The following is a 23,692-nucleotide window of genomic DNA, read 5'->3' on the forward strand; positions in this document are numbered from 1 at the left end:
AAACGTATGATTACTATTTATCACAATAATCGCTGCAGTAAAAGTCGCAGTGGTTTAGAAATTGTAGAAAATTCAGGCAAACCTTTTCAAATTAAAAAATACCTAGAAGACACTCCTACTGAAGCTGAAATAAAAAATATTATTTCCATGTTAGGTATTTCCCCTATTGAATTGGTAAGAAAAAATGAGTCTATTTGGAAAGAGCAATATAAAGGTAAGGACTTAACTGATGCCGAAATAATTTCTGCCATGCATGAGAATCCCAAACTTATTGAACGCCCAATTGTTATAAATAACAATCAAGCAGTTATTGGCAGACCACCCGAAAAGATACTGAATATCCTATAAAAAACTAAGCTTCAATTGTTAAAATTGAAGCTTTTTTATTTAACAAACTTTTAACCAAACAACACTAAACCAAACTCTATTTTTGCAGTCCAATAGGCAAAATCCAAATTCATGAATAAATTATTAGTCACCTTTTCCTTAATTGTATTTGCAGTATTAAATATTACTGCTCAAAACGGTAAAGAAGTTACCATTACCGGTAAAGTATTTGAAAAAGCAACCAATGTTCCCTTAGAATATGCAACTGTAGCTTTTGTTAACAAAGCTGAAAACCGTATTGTAACGGGCGGTATAACAACTGAAACAGGTGATTTTAGTATTCCAATTCCAAGTGGCACCTACGATGTTACAATAGAATTTATAGGTTTTGATAAGCTTACAATCCCTAATCAGGAATTAACTTCCGATAAAAATTTAGGTAAAATTGGTTTAGCTGAAAGCGCTCAAGCATTAGATGAAGTTGAAATTATAGCTGAAACAACAACTGTTGAGATTAAACTTGACAAAAAAATATATAATGTTGGTAAAGATTTAACTGTTAGAGGTGGTAACGTTAGTGATGTTCTTGATAATGTACCTTCTGTTTCAGTAGATGTTGAAGGTAATGTTGCATTACGTGGAAACGAAAATGTGCGTATATTAATTAACGGTAAACCATCTGGTTTAGTAGGTTTAAATAGTACAGATGCATTACGTCAATTGCCAGCAGAATCTATTGAACGTGTAGAAGTAATTACATCGCCATCGGCTAGATATGATGCCGAAGGTACAGCAGGTATTTTAAATATTATTTTACGTCGTAGTAAGTTACAAGGTTTTAACGGTGCTATAACAGCAAATGTTGGTTACCCCGAATCTGCAGGTATATCAGGAAACATTAATTACCGAACAGGAGACGTTAACATATTTAATACTACAAGCTATAACTACCGTAAAGTACCAGGAAACTCTTCTACTAATAATCAATTTTACAACAGAGAATTTGATGAATTTGGAAATATTATAAATGATTTACCTGATACCTATTCTGAAGAGACAAATGATTACGATCGAACTCGTAAAGGTTTAAGCACTAATTTTGGTGCAGAGTGGTACATTACCGATTCAGCATCCTTAACAGGTTCTATCTCTTATAGAAATGGAGATAATGAAAGCAACTCAACAAATCAATTAACTCAGTATGATGAATTTTATAACTTCTTATCGCAAACAAATCGTTTTGATCCAGAGTTAGAAGACGATGAAGTAATTCAGTACTCTTTAAACTTCATGAAAGATTTTGACAATAGTGGTCATAAATTAACTTTAGATTTTCAATACGAAGACAATTCAGAAGATGAATATTCAGAAGTTATTGTTGAAGGTATCAATTCGGAGCGCGTATCTACATTAGAAGATCAGACACGTATTTTAATTCAAGCCGATTATGTTTTACCAATTGGTGAAAAGAGTCAATTTGAAGCAGGTTACCGTGGTAATTTTAATGATCAAAACACAGATTATAGCGTTTACTTATTAAATACAGATTCAAATGAGTTTGAAAATGCTACCGGTTTAAGTAACTTTTTAAATTACCGTGAATACGTTAATGCTGCTTACACTCAATTTGGTAGTAAAATTGGTGAGAAGTTCTCTTTCTTAATGGGACTTCGTTTAGAAAATACTCGTATTACAATTGATCAACCTACAAGTGGTGATTTTAGTAAAAAAGATTACACAGGACTTTTCCCAACACTTAACTTAAGTTATGAGCTTAGTGATGATGAAAATATTACAATGGGTTATAGTAGACGTATTCAACGACCACGTTCATGGTTTATAAACCCTTTCCCTTCACGTTCTAGTGTTACGAGTATATTTAGAGGAAACCCTGATTTAGATCCAAGTTATTCTGGATTATTTGATATTGGGTATTATAATAAATTTGGTAAAGTATCTTTAAATACATCAGCTTATTACCAACATGCAACAGATGCCTTTAGTGTTATAAGTTATGATACTGGAGAAACTGTAAATGTTAGTGGCCAAGATTTAGCTATTATTGAACGTACTCCTATTAATTTAGCTGAAGAAAACCGTTATGGATTTGAATTTACTGTAACTTATAATCCTTCTAGGAAATGGAATATTAACGGAAACTTCAATATTTTCCAACAGTCTATAATAGGAACAACACCTAATGGAGTATCCTTAGATAATGATAACACAAGTTGGTTTGCACGTATAAACAACAAATATACCCTACCAGGGAGTATTGAATGGCAAACTAGTTTAAACTATAGAGGTCCTTCTGCAGACGCACAAAATGAACGCGAAGGTATGTTTTCTGCTAACATGGCTTTTAGTAAGGATTTATTTAACGAGTCAGCTTCTATTGCTCTTAACGTAAATGATTTATTAAACAGTAGAAAGCGTGAAATGATTACAACTACAGATACGTATTACGGAACATCAGATTTCCAATGGCGTGAACGTAGTATCAACCTATCGTTTACTTACCGTTTTAACCAACAGAAAAAACGTCAAAACCGCGGAGGATCTAATCAAGGTGGTGGCGATTTTGATTACGAAGGATAATATATCAATCACTACTGAAAACAAAAAAGACTGCCAATGGCAGTCTTTTTTGTTTCTATACTATACAGGATTAAATAGTATGTATCAAGATTTACTAAGAACTACTCTATCAATATAGAATTCCTTTAGTTTTATGGTATAAAAAAACGTCTGAAATTTCTTTCAGACGTTATATATTTTAAATCGTGTTCTTTTTAACTTAAAGCTTCTCTTTTAGCTTTTTTCTCATCACGTATTTCTTTCATACGCTCCATTAAAGCACCACCAATCCAATAAGGAATTACAAAAGTTATTAAAAAAATCATTAACCAAAATCCGATGGTTAAAATTGTTAAAAATGCTAAAAATCCTAAATATTGGTCAAAATCAAACATGATGGTTCTTTTACTTGTTATTAAGGCAAAGATATAATAAAGACTTTTGTTTTACAATAGCTTATTAAAAATTTATTTACGTCTTATTTTCTTGTATAAAAATTCAACTAAAAAGCACAGTGAAATAATTGATATAACAACAATTACACCTGTAAAATTAGCTTTATACTGTTGTACCAATAAAGCTATAAATGAAACCAAACAGCCAAAAAAGCCCATTATTGGAATAATTTTATTGGCATTAATAGCACTAGCTTTTCTAAAAGCAATATAATTAACAATCGCAAAAATAAGTAAAAAGCCTGCGCTACCAGCAGTTGAAATACTCTCTAATTCTAAAGTATTAGCCAAAATTAAGGTCAATACCGAAGTTATTAGTAATCCAATAGGTTGGTTCCAGAGCGTACTAGTTAAACTATGTGGTAATTCATCATCTTCAGCAAGTTCATAACTAACTCGACTTCCTCCATACAATGAGGCATTAATTGCTGAAAAAGTTGAAATTAACGCAGCAACCGTTATAATAGAAAAACCTACTTGTCCTAACATCGGTTTCGCAGCTTCTGCCAAAACATAATCTTCAGCTTCCGCTATAGCTGAAAATGGTAAAGACCCCACTGTAACAATAGCTATAATAACATAAAGAAAAATAACAAACCAAACAGCGTAATTATAGGCTTTAGCAATATTTTTTTCTGGATTTATTATATCAGGAGCCGCATTTGCAATCAATTCAAAACCTTCATATGCAACAAAAATTACCATCCCGCCAGTAAGTAATAAAACCGGACTTTCCCAATTGGAAGTTTGTAATTGGCTTAAATTAACGTTTCCTTGTAATCCGTATAAGCCAATTACTACAAAACCTAAAAGTATTAGCAACTTAATAATTACAGCATATGACTCAATTTTACTAACAACAGAAAAACTATAATAATTAATGGCTGTAGCTAAAAGAATTATACCACTCAAGTAAATATGAAAATCTAAATTAGTATTGCCTGTAATTTCAAATAAATTCGGTGCATAAGAACCAAAAGCTGAAGCATAAAGTGAAAGCATAATTATATAACTTACCCAAAGTAAATTATTAATTGCCCCACTAAAAACCGTAACACCGAAACCCTTATTAATAAATTTTACTGTTCCTCCCCTATCTGGAAATGCTACAGATAACTTTGAATAACTATAAGCTGTTAAACTAGCAATTAAACCTGCGAATAAAAAAGCTATAGGTGTTCCGCCCTTAGCTAATGATACGGCCAGACCTAAAACCGCAAAAATGCCACCACCAACCATGCCTCCAATACCTATTGATATGGCTTCTCGTAAACTTATTTTACTGCTTGTATCTTTTTTTTTATTCATATCTAACGATCATTATAGCGTTTCAACAACAGGTTATGTCACCCCACCACTACAAGATACCTTTTTTTCAAACAAATAAATACGTACTCTTAACTAAATTACTGATAAAAATGTAAATTTGTAGAACAACTAATTTTTATTACAATTTTATATATTATGACTTTTAGAATAGAGAAAGATACAATGGGTGATGTCAAAGTACCAGCAGACAAATTATGGGGTGCACAAACAGAGCGTTCAAGAAATAACTTTAAAATTGGTGCACCTGCATCTATGCCTTTAGAAATTGTTTATGGTTTTGCATACTTAAAAAAAGCAGCAGCATTTACAAACTGTGAATTAGGTGTTTTAACTGAAGAAAAGCGCGACTTAATTGGTCAAGTTTGTGACGAGATTCTAGAAGGCAAACATGACGATCAATTCCCATTAGTAATTTGGCAAACAGGTTCAGGAACGCAAAGTAATATGAACGTGAATGAAGTAATTGCTAATCGTGCACATCAATTAGCTGGAAAAACAATTGGTGAGGGTGAAAAAACAATTCAACCTAATGATGATGTTAATAAGTCTCAGTCATCAAATGACACCTTCCCTACTGGAATGCATATTGCAGCATACAAGAAAATTGTACAACATACTATTCCAGGAATAATTCAATTAAGAAATACACTACATAAAAAATCTCAAGAGTTTAAAGATGTTGTAAAAATTGGTCGTACGCATTTAATGGATGCTACACCAATAACTTTAGGTCAGGAATTCTCTGGATATGTATCACAGTTAGATCATGGTTTAAAAGCATTAGAAAACACGTTACCACACTTATCAGAATTAGCATTAGGTGGTACAGCAGTTGGAACAGGTTTAAATACGCCAGAAGGTTATTCTGTTCTTGTTGCTAAATACATTGCGGACTTTACAGATTTACCTTTTATTACGGCTCCAAATAAATTTGAAGCACTTGCTGCACACGATGCTTTAGTTGAAACACATGGTGCTCTTAAACAATTAGCGGTATCTTTAAATAAAATTGCTAACGATATCCGTATGATGGCCTCAGGACCACGTTCAGGAATTGGTGAAATAAGTTTACCAGCCAATGAACCTGGAAGTTCTATTATGCCTGGAAAAGTAAATCCAACACAATGCGAAGCTTTAACTATGGTGTGTGCCCAAGTAATGGGTAATGATGTTGCCGTTACTATTGGTGGAACTCAAGGACATTATGAACTGAATGTTTTTAAACCAATGATGGCTGCAAACGTGTTACAATCATCTCAATTATTAGCGGATGCTTGTATGAGTTTTGATATAAATTGCGCGCAAGGTATTGAACCAAATAATGATGTTATCAAACAATTATTAAATAACTCATTAATGCTTGTTACGGCATTAAATACAAAAATAGGTTACTATAAAGCTGCTGAAATTGCTAATACAGCACATAAAAATGGAACAACCTTAAAAGAGGAAGCTATTAATTTAGGTTATGTTTCTGCTGAAGACTATGATGAATGGGTAAGACCAGAAAACATGGTGGGGAGTTTAAGTAATTAACCCCTTTACGTTATTAATCTTTAATTTAAAATATTATGAAAAAAAAGTTACTCATTTTTACAGGCTTAATATTTATGGGGTTTACTGTAAAAGCCCAAATTGAATTTAACGGTTCAACTATTGATGGCAATACAGGTAGTGAACCATATTCTGTAGCATCTGGACATTTTACTAATGATAGTTATTTAGACTTAGCTATATGTACCTATCAAGGAAGTACCGTTAGTTGGTATAAAAACAATGGTGATGGAACTTTCGCCACAAGAGTTGATTTGGTTACAACTGGTAGCACAACGTTATCATACGTTGAAAGTATTACCGTAGCTGACTTAAATAATGATGGTAATGATGATATTATTGCTTCTAGCTATTCCACTAATCGCGTAGTTTGGTTTGAAAACAACGGTGATGAAACGTTTGAGCCTGCAGCTTTAATTTCTAATGGCATTTCTGGAGCGGGTCATGTTGAAACAGCTAACATTGATAACGATTCTAATGGTAATTTAGATATCATAATATCAGAATATTCTGGTAATAAAGTTTCTTACTTACTAGGTAATGGCGATGGTACATTTGGAACTAAACGTGATTTATTTCCAGCTATAGGTGGTAGTGGTCCAGCATCATTTGATATTGCTGATTACGATGCTGATGGCGACTTAGATGTTGTCGTTAACTTTGTAGGCCATGGAAACATTAAAGTTTATGACAACAGATTAGTGCAAGATGGTTTAGATGGCTCAGGAAATGTACCTTTTACTGCATATGACAATGATGTAACAACAGGTAATAGCTACTTGTGGCGAGTGCTATTTGCAGATATTAATGATGATGGTAATTTAGAAATTGTTAAGTCTAATAATGAACCTGGTTCTAATCCAGGTGTCGCTTATTATATAAACGACATAAGTGGCACAACAACTACTTTTACTGAAACTACTTTTACTTCATCAATAAATAAACCAGCTGCCATTGCTATTGCAGATTTTAATAATGATTCATTTAACGATTTACTTATTGGAAACGGTAGAGCTACTGATAATGACTTAGTTTGGTTTACTAGTAATGCTACAGGTGGTTTTGGTAGTGAAATCTTAATTGATGAAGGAAGTTTTTCGTCTCTTTTTGACATAGAAGTACAAGACTTTGATAATGATGGCGATTTGGATTTTGTAGGTGTAAGCTATCTACAAGACGATCTTTTCATTTATTTAAATGACTTATTTACTTTAAAAACGGATGATTTTAATACTACAGCATTTAGTATCTACCCTAATCCAACATCACAAAATCTTAATTTTAATACTCAAATATCAACGCCTTTTGAAGTTACTGTTTTTGACGTATTAGGTAAGCAAGTAATGCATTCAAATGTAACTAATAAGCGTTTGGATGTTTCACAGTTAACAAATGGTATCTACTTATTGAAATTAAGTAATACTAATAAAACTTATAAATTTGTGAAGCACTAGCTATACAATTATAATTTTATTAAAAAACGCTGGTATTAATTTTATCAGCGTTTTTTTATTCCCTAAAATTTAAAGAACTTTGGAAAAAATCGATAAAACGTGACGACATTAATCACCAATATTCAAGAATTACTTCAGGTTAGAGAAACACCAATTGAAAAGGTTTCTGGTAAAGACATGAAAGAATTACCAACTATAAAAAATGCGTACCTCTTAATTGATGACGATACTATTGTAGGTTTTGGTAAAATGGAAGACTGTAAAAATATAGAAGCTGCAGCTGTAATAGATGCTACAGGTAAAGTTGTACTACCTGCATGGTGCGACTCCCATACACATATTGTGTATGCTGGCAATCGTGAACAAGAATTTGTTGACCGCATTAATGGATTAAGTTATGAAGATATAGCTAATCGTGGTGGTGGTATTTTAAATTCAGCTGAAAAATTACAGCAAACAAGTGAAGATGACTTATATGAGCAATCTGCTAAGCGTCTCACGGAAGTCATGAAACTCGGTACCGGAGCTATAGAAATAAAATCTGGTTACGGACTAACTGTTGAAGCTGAACTTAAAATGCTTCGCGTTATCAAACGCTTAAAACAAGATTTTCCTGTTAAGGTTAAAGCTACATTATTAGCAGCTCATGCTGTACCAAAAGCTTATAAAGATAACAAAGAAGCTTTTGTTGACTTACTTATTGATGAATTAATACCAAAAGTTGCCAAGGAACAATTGGCAAACTATATAGATGTATTTTGCGAAAAAGGTTATTTCGATTTAAATGACACGGAACGTATCTTGAGTGCGGGTAATAAACATGGTTTTACACCTAAAATTCATGTTAACCAATTCAATGCTTTTGGTGGTATTGATGTTGCGGTTAAAAATAAAGCGCTATCCGTAGATCATCTAGAGCTTTTAAACGAGTCTGATATAGAAATATTAAAAACTAGTGACACGATGCCAGTTGCCCTGCCCTCCTGCTCTTACTTTTTAAGTATTCCATATTCGCCAGTAAGAAAGTTAATTAATGCTGGTTTACCTGTTGCATTAGCTACAGACTACAATCCTGGTTCTACCCCTAGTGGAAATATGAATTTCGTTTTAAGTACAGCATGTATAAAAATGAAATTAACACCTGAAGAAGCTATTAATGCAGCAACTATAAATGGTGCATATGCCATGGGCGTTGGAAATATGTATGGTAGTATTACACGTGGTAAAAAAGCAAATATTATAATTTCTAAACCTGTTCCAAGTTATGCGTTTCTACCCTATGCGTTTGGGAATAACCATATAGATTCTGTTTTAATTAATGGACAAGTTATTTAAACAACTAATTATAAAACAAATAAAAACCCGAAAGCTTACGCTTTCGGGTTTTGCTATTATTAGCACTATGGAATACTAATAAGAGCTATTTAATCTAAAATAAATTCGGTTGTAGAAACTAAATCCTTCTGATTAAATACATTAACTATATAACGCCCTTTTTCAAAATCACCATCGCTGTTTGGTCCTACAAATTCACATATATCTAAACTTGCATTTTCATAATTAAACTTGCTAACCAAACTGTATTTTAATATTTTTTCATCAAAATTAATTTGTTCATTAGCCCCCATAGTATTACTACTAGGATCAATAACTTGAACATATAACTCTTGATCACCACCTTGTACTAATGTATTTTTAGGTACCGTAAAGCAAATACGAATTTTATCAGAACGTCTAGCACTTTCCGTTGGTATTAATTTGCCCGAATTTCTTTCGATTACACCAAAGCCTTTTAAATTTACAGCTCCTAAAACTGCGGCATTATTAACAACTTCAGCCAAAGCAGTATTTTGCACCATTAATGAGTCTGTAAACATAGTACGCTCTTCTAAACGTAATTGTGTGCTATCTAAAGTTGTAGATAATAACTGATTTTCACTCTTTAATCGATCATTTTCAGTTAATAAAACGTCCATTTCTTTCTGAAGTGCAACATATTTAGATTTATAGCGGTATAAACTCTGAACATTTGTTTCAGATATTTTTAATGAATCTATTAAACCTTGTATACGGTTTTTCGCTTCTATTAATTTTTCGTTAGCTATATCATTTTCATCAATTACTTTGTCATACTGTCTAGCCATATTGGTTAAATCCGTCATAACCATTTCCTTTTCTTGCATTAGTTGGGTCTCAGTACTTTTCTTTTCTTTATAAAGTTTAGATGTATAAATACCTGTAGCAACAAATAATACCAATGCGATACCTAATGCAACTTTTAATCCTGTACTGTTTTTATTGTTCTCCATATAATTGTTTAATTAAAAAATAAAGTTACTATTATTTTTATGCTTTTTTAATCATTTGTTTTTAAAGTTTCAAATATAAAGTACTTTTATACTTTATATAAAAAGCGACCTAATTCATGGATAAACTGAAATTATTTAACGAAACAGATTTAAAATCATTACTAAATAAGCGTCCAGATGAATCCAAGTTTGGTGAAAATATATCTATTCCGCACCCTTCTATTAACATATACGAACAACTTAAAGATTTGGATGTTCAATTTATTATTTTTGGAATACCTGAAGATATTGGTGTTTTTGCTAACATGGGAAAACGCGGAACAGCTTCTGCTTGGCAGGTTTGTTTAAAAACACTTCTAAATATCCAGAGTAATGAGCATACACACGCTAAAGATGTTCTTGTTTTGGGACACTTAGATTTTACAAAAGAAGTGACGAAACTATCAGAGTTAAATCAAGATGATTCTAAAGATATTCAAAAGGCTAGAAAATTAGTCTCTAAAATAGATAAGCATGTTTCCGAATTAGTTTGTAGTATTGTTAAAGCTGGTAAAACCCCTATAATAATCGGTGGTGGTCATAACAACGCTTACGGTAATATAAAAGGAACTTCTTTAGCTTTAAAGAAATCAATAAATGTTATCAATTTCGATGCGCATTCCGATTTTAGAAGCGAAGAAGGCAGACACAGCGGAAATGGATTTAGTTACGCCATTTCTGAAGGATTTTTAAAGAACTATTTTATATTTGGGTTACACGAAAACTATACACCTAATGCCATTTTAAAACAGTTGAACAATAACGATCATATAAGTTATAATACTTTTGAAGCGTTAGAAATACGTAAAGATCTGCATTTTAAAACTGAAATGAAACGTGCATTAGAGTTTGTACAATCTAAGCCTTTTGGCATTGAATTAGACTGCGATGCTATAGAAAACACACCAAGTAGCGCCATGACACCTAGCGGTTTTAGCCTGACTAAAACGCGTACATTTTTACACAATGTGGCCCAGCATAATAATGTGAAATATTTACACTTATGTGAAGCTGCACCCACTCAGGAAACAGAAGGCCAAGTTGGTAAGCTACTCACCTATTTAATAACCGATTTTATTCGAGCACAAAGTAAACCTTAACATAATTATATCAGATATGAGCATTAATATTTTTATATTATAATTCATATCTTAATATATTTATAATGAAAACCAAATTCATATATTTACTTGTTATAATCGTAACTCTTACAAGTTGTAAATCGGATAAAAAGAAAGTTGTAAACCTCCATTCTGAATTAGAAACATATTCTATTTCTGAGCCTTTAAGTTTAAAAAATCCTATCAGTTTTTCATTTTCTGAAATTCAAATAAATGCCGTTGAACATGCCAGTATGGTTATCGAACATGATAACAAAACACTATATATTGACCCCGTTGGTGGCATTGAAAAGTATACAGCATTTAAAGAGCCTTCATTTATCATTATAACAGACATTCACGGGGATCATTTAAACATCCCTACACTTGAAGCTATTAACACTGCAAACGCTCAAATTATTGGACCGGAAGCCGTAAAAGCAAAACTTCCAGAGTCATTGTTGCAAAATTTTAATGTTATAGCTAATAACCAAAAACAACGTTTTTCAACTTCAACTTACTTATTTGATGTAGAAGCTATACCAATGTATAATTTAAGAAAAGAAGCCTTAAAGTTTCACTCTAAAGGACGTGGAAATGGTTATATAATTACATTAAATAACAAACGAATTTACGTTTCGGGAGATACAGAAGATATACCTGAAATGCGTAATCTTGAAAATATTGACTTAGCATTAATATGTATGAACTTACCTTATACTATGCCTGTTACCAGTGCTGCTGAAGCTGTTTTAGATTTTAAACCTGAAATAGTAATCCCATATCACTATCGCGGCAATGAAGGTTTTAGTAATATTAACCAGTTTAAGGAACTAGTTTCATCTGAATACAGCTCAATAACGGTTAAGTTACTAGATTGGTACCATTAACATTAAGTTTACATGTTATGTATTGAAAATATTTTCTATCTTTAAAAAGTTAATCCCTAAATTGTAGCTTACTATGTTAATTTCTCATAGCGCATTATTGTATATTAAAATATTAAAATCAGACCAAATGCAGATTGTAACAATGCTATCTGTAACGGTATTGGTATTTTTAGTATTACTTATTTTAGGTGTTCGAAAATCTATTATTTTAAAAAAGGAAAACGAACGTTTAAGTCAGTCACTACCTTTAAATGATAAAAAAGGCGACAATAAAGCTTATAAAGATTTTACGGAGAGTCATATGTATGATAATCACTAAAAACTACTAAAAAAAAGCCTCGATATTTCGAGGCTTTTTTTTAATAATTAGCGAACTAATTTTTTATACTTAATTCGTTTTGGCGTTAAATCACCACCTAAACGTTTCTTCTTATTTTCTTCGTAATCACTAAAACTTCCTTCAAAGAAATAAACTTGGCTATCGCCCTCAAAGGCTAATATATGAGTACAAATTCTATCTAAAAACCAACGGTCGTGACTAATAACAACGGCACAACCAGCAAAGTTTTCTAAACCTTCTTCAAGTGCTCGTAATGTATTTACATCCAAGTCATTGGTTGGCTCATCTAAAAGTAATACGTTTCCTTCTTCTTTAAGTGTCATAGCTAAATGCAAACGGTTACGTTCACCACCAGAAAGTAATTTTACTTTTTTGTTTTGCTCACCACCAGAAAAATTAAAACGACTTAAATAAGCACGAGAATTAACTTCTTTTCCGCCCATTAAAACCAACTCCTGCTCATCACTAAAGTTTTGCCAAATTGTTTTTTCAGGGTCTATATTAGAGTGACTCTGATCTACATAGGCTATTTTAGCGGTTTCACCCACAACAAACTCTCCCTTATCAGGCTGTTGTTCACCCATTATCATTCTAAAAATGGTAGTTTTACCTGCTCCGTTTGGACCAATAACACCAACAATTCCTGCTTGTGGTAAGCTGAAATTTAAATCTTCATAAAGTAATTTATCATCAAATCCTTTACTAACACCTTTAGCTTCAATAACATTTGTACCTAAACGTGGACCATTTGGAATGTAAATTTCTAATTTTTCATCCAATTGTTTTTGATCCTGACTCATTAATTTGTCATAGTTATTCAAACGTGCTTTTTGTTTGGTTTGACGTCCTTTAGCACCTTGTCTTACCCACTCCAACTCACGTTCTAACGTTTTTTGACGTTTAGAAGCCGATTTACTTTCTTGTGCCATACGTTTAGATTTTTGGTCTAACCATGATGAGTAGTTACCTTTCCATGGAATACCTTCACCTCTATCAAGTTCTAATATCCATCCTGCTACATTATCTAAAAAGTATCTATCGTGCGTTACTGCAATAACAGTTCCTTTATATTGTGCTAAATGTTGTTCTAACCAATGTACAGATTCTGCATCTAAATGGTTAGTTGGCTCATCCAAGAGTAAAACGTCTGGTTCTTGTAAAAGTAAGCGACATAATGCAACACGGCGACGTTCACCACCAGAGAGTACACCAATTTTTTTATCGGCATCTGGAGTACGTAAAGCATCCATTGCTATTTCTAACTTGGTATCTAATTCCCAAGCGTTAGATGCATCAATCTGATCTTGAAGAACAGCCTGACGGTTCATTAGTTTTTCCATTTTGTCTGGATCTGAATATACTTCTTCCAAACCAAACATATCATTTATCTTGTTGTACTCTTCTAGAATAGCTACTGTTTCAGCAGCTCCTTCACGTACAACTTCCATAACAGTTTTATCTTCATCAAGTTTCGGTTCTTGCTCTAGATATCCTACTGAATAATCTTGCAAGAAAGTTACATCACCTTGGTAGTTGGTATCTTGACCTGCTATAATTTTAAGTAAAGTAGATTTACCGGAACCATTTAATCCTAAAATTCCAATTTTAGCACCATAGAAAAAACTTAAATAAATATTTTTTAGAACCGGAGTGTTAGCTCCAGTAAATGTCTTGGTTAAACCAGACATAGAAAATATTACTTTTTTATCGTCGCTCATTTTATATAAATAAGTTTAATTAATATTTGTTGTGATAATCTTTTTTTGAAGAAACCTAAAACTATACTGTGAGTATGTGTATTAGAATTTCTTTTGGATTTTTTAAACGCGTCCTTTAAGTGCATTAAACACCCAAGCAATAGCAAAAAAGCCAATTCCTACAGCGGCAAAACCCCAACCTGCTACATCATCATACCTAAAAGCTCCTAGAGCTATTAATGACAAACCAACAATTATCATAATAAAAGTTGCCCAAGCTAGTACTGTATTTTTATTCATTGCCATAATAATTTTTAAAGTTTAAAAGTTAGCAAAAACAAATATCGTTATTTTTAGCAGAAATAACACCGTTTATAAGGGTTTTAATTCGATAACTTAAGCATAGGGACTTCAATAAATAGTATCTCTGATTCTATTTCGGCTGTTATTTTAAAACTTTCGGTTTCTGAAATACCTAAAGCGTCTCTGACATTTAAAATCTGATCTGCTATTACAATTTCACCATATATATTCATGATATAAACACCATTGTTTTTCGAACTCAGTTGGTATTCAAAACTGTTGTTAGCATCAAGTTGTAACCTAGAAATTTTGGCATCTTGGTGTATTTTTAAACTTCCTTGATGTTCTTTATCTATTGAAGTGACTAAAACTTGAAGCTTATTTTTTCTTTCTGATGCATCAAAAACTTTTTGTTCATACCGCGGTGTTACATTTTGTTTATTAGGAATAATCCAAATCTGAAATAGACTTAAATATGCATTTACTGAACCATTTATTTCGGAATGCTGAACACCTGTACCTGCACTCATGACTTGTACTTCATTAGGTAAAACAGGTTGCCAATCTTGATGCATGTTGTCACGGTGCTTTAACACACCACTTAAAGGAATGGTAATAATTTCCATATTATCATGTGGATGTGTGCCAAAGCCCATTTTAGGCGCAATTATGTCATCATTTAATACACGTAAGGCTCCAAAATGCATTTTATCTTTGTCGTAAAAGTTAGCAAAACTAAACGAATGATTGGCTTGAAGCCACCCATGATTAGCCGCACCTCTGCTAGATGCTTTATGTAAAATACTTTTCATAGTATATGAATTTTAATTTTAAAAAACTTGCAGGAATCTGTTAGCGTAGTTTATCTAATAAATCACTTAACTGTCCTGCTTCAGTTTCAGTAAGATTTTCTAAAAAATCAAATTTTAATTCGTCAGCAATACGGTTTAATAGACTAATACCTTCTTTAGTTATTTTTATAAAAACTACACGCCTATCAGTCTCACAAGGCAGACGTTCTATTAATTTTTTGGCAGTCAACTTATCCATAAGACGCGTTGTATTGGGGGACCGCTCAACCATACGTTCTTTTACAGTTTGTGCTTTTAAAGGTTTTTTAGCTCCTTTTAAAATTCGTAAAATATTATATTGTTGTGGTGAAATACCAAAGGGTTTAAAAAACACATTTTGTTTGTTAGTAATCCAACCCGAGGTATATAAAATATTAATTAAGGCTTTTACTTTATTGTTTTCAAAACTAGAATTAACATCATCTGAAATATTTCCCATACCTTATATTATTTCTATTTATAAATTACATCTTCATAGATGTTACTTTTCTTTTCAAAAGCATGTTGCACAAATGAACAACTGGCTTTGGCTTTTAAATCTTCATTTCTCATAAATTCTGCAGCAGCATCTAATAGTTTATAACCAACACCTTGACCACTTAAAGAGTCTTTAACTATAGTATGATTTAAATCAATAACTTGTTTAGATACATTCTCATAAGTTATTTCGGCTTCTCTATTTCCATTTACATCAATATAAAAAGCACCTCCATTTGTCTGTTTATTGTGTTTAATTTCCATTTGTAATTTCGTTTTTAAATAATTCAACTTTTTGTTTGAGTTGGGTGTTTAATTCATTCTCAATAAGTTTCCCATCAACAAAATGTGTTGCAAACATGGGAAGAGAAAAATCGGCAATAATGCGAGCATCATGCCTTGGAAAACGATCTTTTGCCATTTCTAAAACAGTTGCACCACCCCGACCACCTGGTGAAGTTGCCATTAGCAACATTGGTTTATTAGCAAAGGTTTTTTGATTAACTCGAGACATCCAATCAAATGCATTCTTAAATACCGTTGTATAAGCACCATTGTGTTCAGCTAAAGCTAAGATAATACCGTCGGAATTTTGAATGTGATTAAATAAATTTTTAGCGGCATCAGGGTGACCATCACGAAGTTCTAGATCTATTCCATAAAGCGGCATTTCAAAATCATTTAAATCTAAAACCGTTACTTCAAAATTTTCATCTTCAACTAAACTAGCTGTGTATTCAACTAAATTTTTATTTATAGATTTAATACTATTGCTACCGGCAAAGGCTATAACTTTTTTCATATTTAAGAGTTTAATTTTTTGTTAAAAATATAAGATGTTATTAAAAGTATTATGGCTAATAGAGCTGCCATTTGTCCGCCATCTCCAATCATGATGTGAGCGAAAAAAGCTAAAATAAAAGCAAAAAAGAACCCAGCATATGCCCATTCTTTTACCAACTTAAATTTTGGAACCCAAATAGCTACTAGGCCAAGGATTTTAGCTATGGCATACGGATAAATAATATAAGTAGGATATCCGAAATTAGTAAACATAGCAGCCACATCATTGTGCTGAAATATATACATCCCTGCTGAAAATAATATTAATAATGATAATAAACTAGTTGACGTGTAATAAACAATCTTTTTTAAATTCATAGTATAGTAATTTTTTACAAATATAGAATTAAACTATTTATTTACCAAGGAAAATATTTCCATGTAAAATTATTAAACAAAATAATCACTTTCAAAGCTAAAGCAACTTTTGTAAATTCGTAGCAAAGAAAATTAGAACTATGGACATTAACTTCAATAAAAACGAAGATCACAATAAACTACTCGTATCAGAACTAAAAAAGCGTTTAGCTCATGTTAAACTTGGTGGCGGTAAAAAAAACATTGAAAAACAACACGCCAAAGGAAAATTAACAGCTAGAGAACGTATAGATTATTTACTAGACTCTAAAAAACCAGCTATTGAAATAGGTGCTTTTGCCGGGGAAGATATGTATCAAGAACACGGTGGTTGCCCTTCTGGAGGGGTTGTTGTTAAAATTGGTTACGTAAAAGGAAAACAATGTATGGTTGTAGCTAATGATGCTACAGTGAAAGCTGGTGCTTGGTTTCCAATAACGGGTAAGAAAAATTTACGTGCTCAAGAGATTGCCATAGAAAACAAGTTACCTATTATTTATTTAGTAGATTCTGCTGGTGTTTACTTACCAATGCAAGACGAAATATTCCCTGATAAAGAGCATTTTGGACGTATTTTTAGAAATAATGCAATTATGAGTAGTATGGGTATCACTCAAATTGCGGCAGTAATGGGAAGTTGTGTTGCCGGCGGTGCCTACTTACCTATTATGAGTGATGAAGCTTTAATAGTTGATAAAACAGGAAGTATATTTTTAGCTGGTAGCTATTTAGTTAAAGCTGCTATTGGTGAAACTATAGATAACGAAACATTAGGCGGAGCTACAACACACTGTGAAATATCCGGTGTTACAGATTATAAAGCAGCTGATGATAAAGATGCGTTAGATAAAATTAAAAATATAATGGATAAAATTGGTGATTTTGACAAAGCCGGTTTTAATCGTAAAGAAATTAAAAAACCAAAGGAAAATCCTGAAGACATTTATGGTATTTTACCTAAATCACGTGCCGATCAATATGATATGTACGAGATTATTAAACGTCTTGTAGATAACAGTGAATTTGAAGAATACAAAGCTGATTATGGACAAACCATTATTACCTGCTATGCCAGAATTGATGGTTGGGCTGTAGGTATTGTAGCCAATCAGCGTAAACTAGTAAAAACAGCAAAAGGTGAAATGCAATTTGGCGGAGTAATTTATAATGACTCAGCGGATAAAGCAACCCGATTTATAGCTAACTGTAATCAGAAAAAAATACCGCTAGTTTTCTTACAAGATGTTACTGGATTTATGGTAGGTAGTAAAAGTGAGCACGGTGGAATTATTAAAGATGGTGCTAAAATGGTGAATGCTGTAAGTAATAGCATTGTTCCTAAATTTACAATTGTTTTAGGTAATAGCTATGGTGCCGGAAATTACGCCATGTGTGGAAAAGCCTATGACCCACGATTAATAGCTGCATGGCCAAGTGCTGAACTTGCCGTTATGAGTGGTAATAGTGCTGCTAAAGTGTTATTACAAATAGAAAAAGCATCACTTAAAAAGAAAGGTGAAGAAATTACACCTGAAAAAGAAGAAGAACTTTACAAAAAAATTAAAGAACGATACGACAACCAGGTGTCTCCTTATTATGCTGCAGCACGTATTTGGACTGATGCTATAATTGATCCTTTAGATACTAGAAAATGGATTAGCATGGGTATCGATGCTGCAAACCACGCACCTATTGAAAAGAAATTCAACATGGGGGTTTTACAAGTCTAAATACATGATAAAAAACATAATAGTTGTTTGTATACAATTGGTATCCTTGTTTGTTTTTTCACAATCAAACTATAATACTATTGTAAAACCTCGAATTCAAGCTCTTAGCAATAATCATACAGATATTGATGAGAATTACCACTTTTATTTAGAGCATGATACACTTTATGCAAATAACATTGACAACAATAAATTACAATTTTTATTAGAAGAACGATACGACTATAAGCGCATGGTAAGCCATTATAGGCGTATCGTTTTTTGTTATTTAACTCCCAACCCTCCGGTTGTTTATCAACTAAAACAATGGAATGCGCCTATTGTAATATATATTGATAAAGCTTTTTCCAAAGCTACAAGAAATGCATTTACAGATTTCATATCCAATTTAGAAGCCGCTAATATTTCTAATTTAAACTTTAGTTTTACCAATAAAGTAGAAAAAGCCAACTTCTATATTAAAGCTAGTAGAACACCTATTAATGGCTATGGTGATGATTTTAAATTTAAATCTGAAACCGAACGAAAAAATAACCTATTAACTGGAAGTACCTATAACTTAATTACTGATAACAATAATAAATTTTACGGTGGTATCTTAGAATTGTATTTAGAAGGTTTCAAATCGGATGCAGTTATAAACAAAAGGTTAAAACAGTTATTCTTTAAAAGTTTAGGGAATTTTGTAGCTGACAATTATAAAGATACAAACAGCTTATTGCACAAAAATTATGTGGATACCGATGTCATTTCTGATTTTGATATCAATATTTTAAAAATACACTATCTTATAATTTACGATCAAATAATTACAGATTCTACTTTTAAAAAATTAATTCAAATAGCAAAAAAAACACAATGAAAACAACTTTTATAACAAGTCTTTTTTTAGTTGGTTTCTTAGTGTTTTCATATGCTCAAGAATCGTCGAAGACTCATACCATAAAAAAATATATGACATTAAAGTCGTATCAATTAGCTTATAAAAAGCCATTAACAAAACAGGATAGTTTAAACTTAGTATATCGTGAAAATGACACATTGGTTTTAATTACAGATAACATGGTTCCTAAAAGTGTTTCTGTTCCTTATGAATTTAAAAGCGCTAATTTTCTTAATTATTATAAGAAAATAGCTTTTAGAACAACTGGTATCGATTCTGTGGATAAAAGCAATGTAATGCGCTATTGGAAAGACCCAATTCGTATTTATTTTTCAAAAAGCATTTCCAAAAAAGTAAAAAAGGATTTAATGTCTTTAGCAAAATCTATATCTAGCAAGGTAGATTCATTAAATATTTCTGAAGTGAAAAACATCGAGGAATCAAATTATGTAATCTATTATTTTGATGATTATGAATATGATTTGGCTATGAAAAATTATAAGTATACCGATTATTATTTACATTGGAACAACAAAAATCAGGTTTACCGTTGTGGTTTAAAGGTAAATAGAAAATTATTTTTTAACGACCGATTAATTTCTGAAAAGCTTAAAGAATTGTTTGTTGGCTCATTAGGGCATTTTAAACTTTCAGATGATTTTAGCTGTGAAAGTTATTTATCTAATTGTCAATCTGAGAATAAACAACTAACAGAATTGGATATTGCTTTATTACAATATCATTACTCTTATGGCATCTGTAAAGGTACAGATTTAGAAAGTTTTGAAGAACAACATGAGAAAGCAAAATCGATATTAAAAGAGCATAATACACTTATTAATTTTATGCATATTGATTAATCCTTTATTATATTTTAAACACTTAAAAATTTTCATAAGCATTAACTAATCGTATAAATTCAGATCGGTAACCGGATTGATCACTCCCCCTACCTGTATTAGCTAAGTTTAAAACATTTTGTAGCGTAGCTTTATTTGTATAATCGGATTGTCTTAAATTCATGCCAAACAACGCTACAGCTGCTGCAAACTGCATATCCGTTGATGCTTCAGTTACTTTGTTTTCATGAACCTGTATCATCTCTTTACTTTTATCTCCATCAGGTTTTTTATATCTGAATTTCACCGTAAACAATTCATCTGTAAAAGTAGAAATCTGATTTGTGTTTGTATATTTTAAATTAGGAATAGCTTTTAAATAGTCACTCTTGGTTCCTACGGTTATAACTTCATATAGAGCTGTAACGGTATGTCCACTTCCTAATTCTCCTGCATCTTTGGTATCGTCTACAAAGTCTTCATCTGCTAACAACCGGTTCTCATAACCAATTAAACGATATGCTTGTACAACTGCAGGATTAAATTCAACTTGAATTTTTACATCTTTAGCAATAGTAAATAAGGTGCCACCAAATTCTTTTCCAAACACTTTTTGAGCTTCTTGCATGGTATCTATATAAGCATAATTACCGTTTCCTTTATCTGCTAATGTTTCAAGTTTAGAATCTTTATAATTTCCATATCCAAAACCTAGAACCGATAAAAAAACACCAGATTTCCGTTTTTTTTCTATTAGCTGCTCCATATCTTTATCCGATGAAGCCCCAACATTAAAGTCGCCATCTGTTGCTAATATTACACGATTATTACCGTTTTTCTTAAAATTCTTTTCTGCCAAACTATATGCCAATTCTATGCCTTGACCACCTGCTGTTGAACCTCCAGACTCTAGTTTATTTATTGCTGCTAATATTTTCTCTTTTTCAATACCGGATGTCGGCTCCAATACCACACCCGCTGCACCTGCATAAACCACAATAGATACATAATCTTTAGGGCGTAATTGTGAAACCAATAATTTGTACGCCGATTTTAATAGCGGTAACTTATTTGAGTATCCCATAGAGCCTGAAACATCTATTAAGAATGTTAAATTTGATGCCGGTAACACTTCATTCTCATACGTTTTACCTTGTAATCCAATACGGACTAATTGTGTCTCTGCATTCCATGGTGTTTGGATTTGTTCTGTATTTATTGAGAATGGATGTTCGCCAGTTGGCTGTGGATAATCATAATCAAAATAGTTTACCATTTCTTCAATTTTCACGGCATTTGCAGGAATGTCCTGTCCATTATTAATCATGCGTCTAATGTTGCTGTAAGACGCTTTATCTACATCTATAGAAAAGGTTGATAATGGTTTTGTTTGGACATTTTCAAATGTGTTTTCTACAATTTCTTCGTAAGCCTCGTTATAATTATTAAAAGCAGAATTATCTATATAATGCTTAACCTCCTTAGGTAATTTATATTTACTGTCTTTTGTTGTTACAAGAATGACTCCATTCTTCCCCTTAGAACCGTATAAAGCGGTTCCTCCTGCACCTTTTATAACGTTGGTACTTGCTATCTGCTTAGGTTTTAAATTGGATAAAACTTCTGCTGAAGAAACCCGACCATCAATAACTATTAACGCTTGGTTATTTCCTGATAAAGAACGATTACCATGTAACACAATACGTGTTGTTTGGTTAATACCATTATTTTTGGTATTAACTACAAGCCCTGAAACTTTTCCTTGAAGTGATTGAACTGTATTTTGATTTGCAGATTGTATAAGTGTTTTCGATTTTCTAACTTTTGATGCAGCGGTTTTCTGACTACGGGATCTTTTAATTCTGAGGCTAGTTATAACAACTTCTTCTAAGGCTTCCGAATCGATTTGCATAGCAAAAGAAATTTGGCTTGTTTTAGTTTTAACCGTTCTTTCCTCTGTTTTATACCCAATAAATGAATAGGATAATATGGCCCCTTTTAAAACTTGAATCGTGTAGAAACCATTAAAATTTGTTTGAACACCTTCTGATGTTCCTTTAATAATGACATTCACCCCTGGTAATGGAATCCCATTTTCATCAGAAATAGTTCCGGAAACAGTTTGTTTTTGTGCTTGAGCCTGAATGGTTAAACAGGAGAAAGCAATTAATAAAAATAGATTTTTCATGGCTTTGTGTTTTAAATTCTAGATAAATCTAAAACACATGAAGCTTTATAAAAACTATGAATTAGTGAATGGGCTATTTGATTGAGTTAAGTGTCTTTTTTCGCTGTATTTTTCCTGAATTAGTTTCCGAAAACTGTTTTACAAAAAACACATCCTTAGGTATTTCATGCTTTTTTAAACCCGAAAACACATCTTTAGGTAGCTCTTTTAACTCCCCTTCTATAACTAATACTACACGCTCTCCTAAAGTAGTGTCTGACAATCCAGCAACAAAATAACGTGAGTTTAAAAATTTATTCAAATGCGTTTCAATAACTTCTGGGTGTACTTTTACGCCTCCCGAATTAATAACATTGTCTATTCGTCCTAACCATTCAAAAACTAATTCTCCGTGTAATTTCACAACATCATTAGTTACTATTTTATCTTCCGTAAGCTTACTGGCTTCAATTACCAAACACCCTCTTTCATCTTGAGATATAGTAATTCCAGGTAACACTTGAAAAAATGAACAAGCATCATCATCACATTCAAAATTGTTAATTTGTTTTACAGCTATATGGCTTACTGTTTCAGTCATACCATAAGTTTCAAAAACTTCCGATGTTATATTTTGAATACTATTCTGTAATGTATTTGAAACTGGAGCACCTCCTACAATTATAGTTTGAATAGATGTTAGTAAATCTAAATTTTCTTGCAACTGCATAGGAATCATTGCTGCAAATTGGTAGGTTTTACTTGGGTTAATTTCTAATTGAATCTTGGGAGGAACAACATCTAAATTCAGTCCTAAAATTATAGCTCTAACTAGCATCATTCTACCTGCTATAGTTTCTGCAGGCAAACACATTAAAGCACGATCTTTGGGCTTTAAATTAAAAAAATCTCCAGTTGTTAAAGCCGAATTTACCATTGCTTGTTTAGAAACATTAATGGTTTTAGGTTTTCCTGTTGATCCCGATGTTTTTACAGAAATAGTGGTACTTGTATCTAACCAATCTAATAAAAACTGACCAATAGCAACTTCAAAATGAGCACCTTCTTTTATATAACTATAAGCGACTTCTTTTAACCCTTTCCTTGAGTAATGAAAATTATTAAGTTTAAAGTGGTTATGTACTTTAGTGTATATTACGGTTCCCATAAA

23 protein-coding genes are annotated in these 23,692 nt (G+C 32.1%); 11 read left to right on the forward strand and 12 right to left on the reverse strand.

Features of this window, described 5'->3' with window-relative positions; genetic code table 11:
- Positions 1–6 precede the first annotated feature (6 nt).
- Positions 7–348 (forward strand): arsenate reductase (glutaredoxin), encoded by a 342-nt coding sequence (arsC, locus tag ACW5R3_RS08410; protein WP_456576564.1) that lies wholly within the window; start codon positions 7–9, stop codon positions 346–348.
- A 111-nt stretch (positions 349–459) separates the two neighbouring features.
- Positions 460–2,925 carry a TonB-dependent receptor domain-containing protein gene (locus ACW5R3_RS08415; protein WP_456576565.1) on the forward strand — a complete coding sequence of 822 codons (2,466 nt, stop codon included), beginning with the start codon at positions 460–462 and terminating at the stop codon, positions 2,923–2,925.
- A gap of 194 nt (positions 2,926–3,119) precedes the next feature.
- Here the strand turns inward: ACW5R3_RS08415 and ACW5R3_RS08420 are convergent, their stop codons facing one another.
- Together ACW5R3_RS08420 and ACW5R3_RS08425 are read right to left on the reverse strand one after the other, a co-directional pair.
- The gene (locus ACW5R3_RS08420; protein WP_456576566.1) at positions 3,120–3,299 is read right to left on the reverse strand and encodes a hypothetical protein; all 180 of its coding nucleotides are present in this window, start codon (positions 3,297–3,299) and stop codon (positions 3,120–3,122) included.
- A 72-nt stretch (positions 3,300–3,371) separates the two neighbouring features.
- Entirely contained in the window at positions 3,372–4,667 is a 1,296-nt protein-coding gene (locus ACW5R3_RS08425) for an APC family permease (RefSeq protein ID WP_456576567.1), read from the reverse strand.
- 156 nt (positions 4,668–4,823) lie between these two features.
- Between ACW5R3_RS08425 and fumC the strand changes: the two genes are divergently transcribed.
- From fumC to hutI, 3 genes are all read left to right on the forward strand, one after another.
- On the forward strand, positions 4,824–6,224 hold the full coding sequence (fumC, locus tag ACW5R3_RS08430) for a class II fumarate hydratase (RefSeq protein WP_456576568.1): 1,401 nt from the start codon (positions 4,824–4,826) through the stop codon (positions 6,222–6,224).
- A gap of 35 nt (positions 6,225–6,259) precedes the next feature.
- Positions 6,260–7,696, forward strand: coding sequence for an FG-GAP-like repeat-containing protein (locus ACW5R3_RS08435; protein ID WP_456576569.1), 1,437 nt, complete (start codon positions 6,260–6,262; stop codon positions 7,694–7,696).
- A gap of 99 nt (positions 7,697–7,795) precedes the next feature.
- Positions 7,796–9,031: an imidazolonepropionase gene (hutI, locus tag ACW5R3_RS08440; protein ID WP_456576570.1), complete on the forward strand. Its 1,236-nt coding sequence runs from the start codon at positions 7,796–7,798 to the stop codon at positions 9,029–9,031.
- Positions 9,032–9,120: 89 nt separating this feature from the next.
- On the opposite strand, the gene ACW5R3_RS08445 is transcribed toward hutI, so the two are convergent.
- Complete coding sequence (locus ACW5R3_RS08445; protein WP_456576571.1) at positions 9,121–10,005, reverse strand: chromosome partitioning protein ParA; 885 nt, start codon at positions 10,003–10,005, stop codon at positions 9,121–9,123.
- A gap of 116 nt (positions 10,006–10,121) precedes the next feature.
- On the opposite strand from ACW5R3_RS08445, the gene ACW5R3_RS08450 reads away from it, so the two are divergent.
- From ACW5R3_RS08450 to ACW5R3_RS08460, 3 genes are all read left to right on the forward strand, one after another.
- Complete coding sequence (locus ACW5R3_RS08450) at positions 10,122–11,144, forward strand: formimidoylglutamase (protein WP_456576572.1); 1,023 nt, start codon at positions 10,122–10,124, stop codon at positions 11,142–11,144.
- A gap of 65 nt (positions 11,145–11,209) precedes the next feature.
- The gene (locus ACW5R3_RS08455) at positions 11,210–12,034 is read left to right on the forward strand and encodes an MBL fold metallo-hydrolase (protein WP_456576573.1); all 825 of its coding nucleotides are present in this window, start codon (positions 11,210–11,212) and stop codon (positions 12,032–12,034) included.
- Between the two features lie 127 nt (positions 12,035–12,161).
- A complete protein-coding gene (locus ACW5R3_RS08460; RefSeq protein WP_456576574.1) occupies positions 12,162–12,353 on the forward strand; it encodes a hypothetical protein in 192 nt (63 codons plus the stop codon).
- A 47-nt stretch (positions 12,354–12,400) separates the two neighbouring features.
- Here ACW5R3_RS08460 and ettA read toward each other — a convergent pair whose 3' ends face one another.
- From ettA to ACW5R3_RS08495, 7 genes are all read right to left on the reverse strand, one after another.
- The gene (gene ettA, locus ACW5R3_RS08465) at positions 12,401–14,092 is read right to left on the reverse strand and encodes an energy-dependent translational throttle protein EttA (protein WP_456576575.1); all 1,692 of its coding nucleotides are present in this window, start codon (positions 14,090–14,092) and stop codon (positions 12,401–12,403) included.
- 102 nt (positions 14,093–14,194) lie between these two features.
- A complete protein-coding gene (locus ACW5R3_RS08470) occupies positions 14,195–14,377 on the reverse strand; it encodes a CAL67264 family membrane protein (protein ID WP_456576576.1) in 183 nt (60 codons plus the stop codon).
- 77 nt (positions 14,378–14,454) lie between these two features.
- Positions 14,455–15,186 carry a pirin family protein gene (locus tag ACW5R3_RS08475; RefSeq protein ID WP_456576577.1) on the reverse strand — a complete coding sequence of 244 codons (732 nt, stop codon included), beginning with the start codon at positions 15,184–15,186 and terminating at the stop codon, positions 14,455–14,457.
- A 40-nt stretch (positions 15,187–15,226) separates the two neighbouring features.
- Entirely contained in the window at positions 15,227–15,664 is a 438-nt protein-coding gene (locus ACW5R3_RS08480; RefSeq protein WP_456576578.1) for a MarR family winged helix-turn-helix transcriptional regulator, read from the reverse strand.
- Positions 15,665–15,678: 14 nt separating this feature from the next.
- Complete coding sequence (locus tag ACW5R3_RS08485; RefSeq protein ID WP_456576579.1) at positions 15,679–15,966, reverse strand: GNAT family N-acetyltransferase; 288 nt, start codon at positions 15,964–15,966, stop codon at positions 15,679–15,681.
- Positions 15,956–16,504: an NADPH-dependent FMN reductase gene (locus ACW5R3_RS08490; protein ID WP_456576580.1), complete on the reverse strand. Its 549-nt coding sequence runs from the start codon at positions 16,502–16,504 to the stop codon at positions 15,956–15,958. Before ACW5R3_RS08490 ends, ACW5R3_RS08485 begins: the two co-directional genes overlap by 11 nt.
- Before the next feature lie 2 nt (positions 16,505–16,506).
- Positions 16,507–16,863 (reverse strand): DoxX family protein, encoded by a 357-nt coding sequence (locus tag ACW5R3_RS08495; RefSeq protein WP_456576581.1) that lies wholly within the window; start codon positions 16,861–16,863, stop codon positions 16,507–16,509.
- A gap of 140 nt (positions 16,864–17,003) precedes the next feature.
- On the opposite strand from ACW5R3_RS08495, the gene ACW5R3_RS08500 reads away from it, so the two are divergent.
- From ACW5R3_RS08500 to ACW5R3_RS08510, 3 genes are read left to right on the forward strand one after another with little or no spacing between them, the layout of a single operon-like run.
- Positions 17,004–18,632, forward strand: a complete 1,629-nt coding sequence (locus ACW5R3_RS08500; protein WP_456576582.1) for an acyl-CoA carboxylase subunit beta — start codon at positions 17,004–17,006, stop codon at positions 18,630–18,632.
- Between the two features lie 4 nt (positions 18,633–18,636).
- Positions 18,637–19,494: a hypothetical protein gene (locus ACW5R3_RS08505; RefSeq protein ID WP_456576583.1), complete on the forward strand. Its 858-nt coding sequence runs from the start codon at positions 18,637–18,639 to the stop codon at positions 19,492–19,494.
- On the forward strand, positions 19,491–20,375 hold the full coding sequence (locus ACW5R3_RS08510) for a hypothetical protein (RefSeq protein ID WP_456576584.1): 885 nt from the start codon (positions 19,491–19,493) through the stop codon (positions 20,373–20,375). Before ACW5R3_RS08505 ends, ACW5R3_RS08510 begins: the two co-directional genes overlap by 4 nt.
- 22 nt (positions 20,376–20,397) lie before the next feature.
- Here ACW5R3_RS08510 and ACW5R3_RS08515 read toward each other — a convergent pair whose 3' ends face one another.
- Together ACW5R3_RS08515 and ACW5R3_RS08520 are read right to left on the reverse strand one after the other, a co-directional pair.
- Positions 20,398–22,542, reverse strand: coding sequence for a YfbK domain-containing protein (locus tag ACW5R3_RS08515; RefSeq protein WP_456576585.1), 2,145 nt, complete (start codon positions 22,540–22,542; stop codon positions 20,398–20,400).
- A gap of 73 nt (positions 22,543–22,615) precedes the next feature.
- Positions 22,616–23,689 carry an AMP-binding protein gene (locus tag ACW5R3_RS08520; RefSeq protein WP_456576586.1) on the reverse strand — a complete coding sequence of 358 codons (1,074 nt, stop codon included), beginning with the start codon at positions 23,687–23,689 and terminating at the stop codon, positions 22,616–22,618.
- Between the last annotated feature and the right edge of the window lie 3 nt (positions 23,690–23,692).

The organism is Algorimicrobium bowmanii (assembly GCF_054031195.1).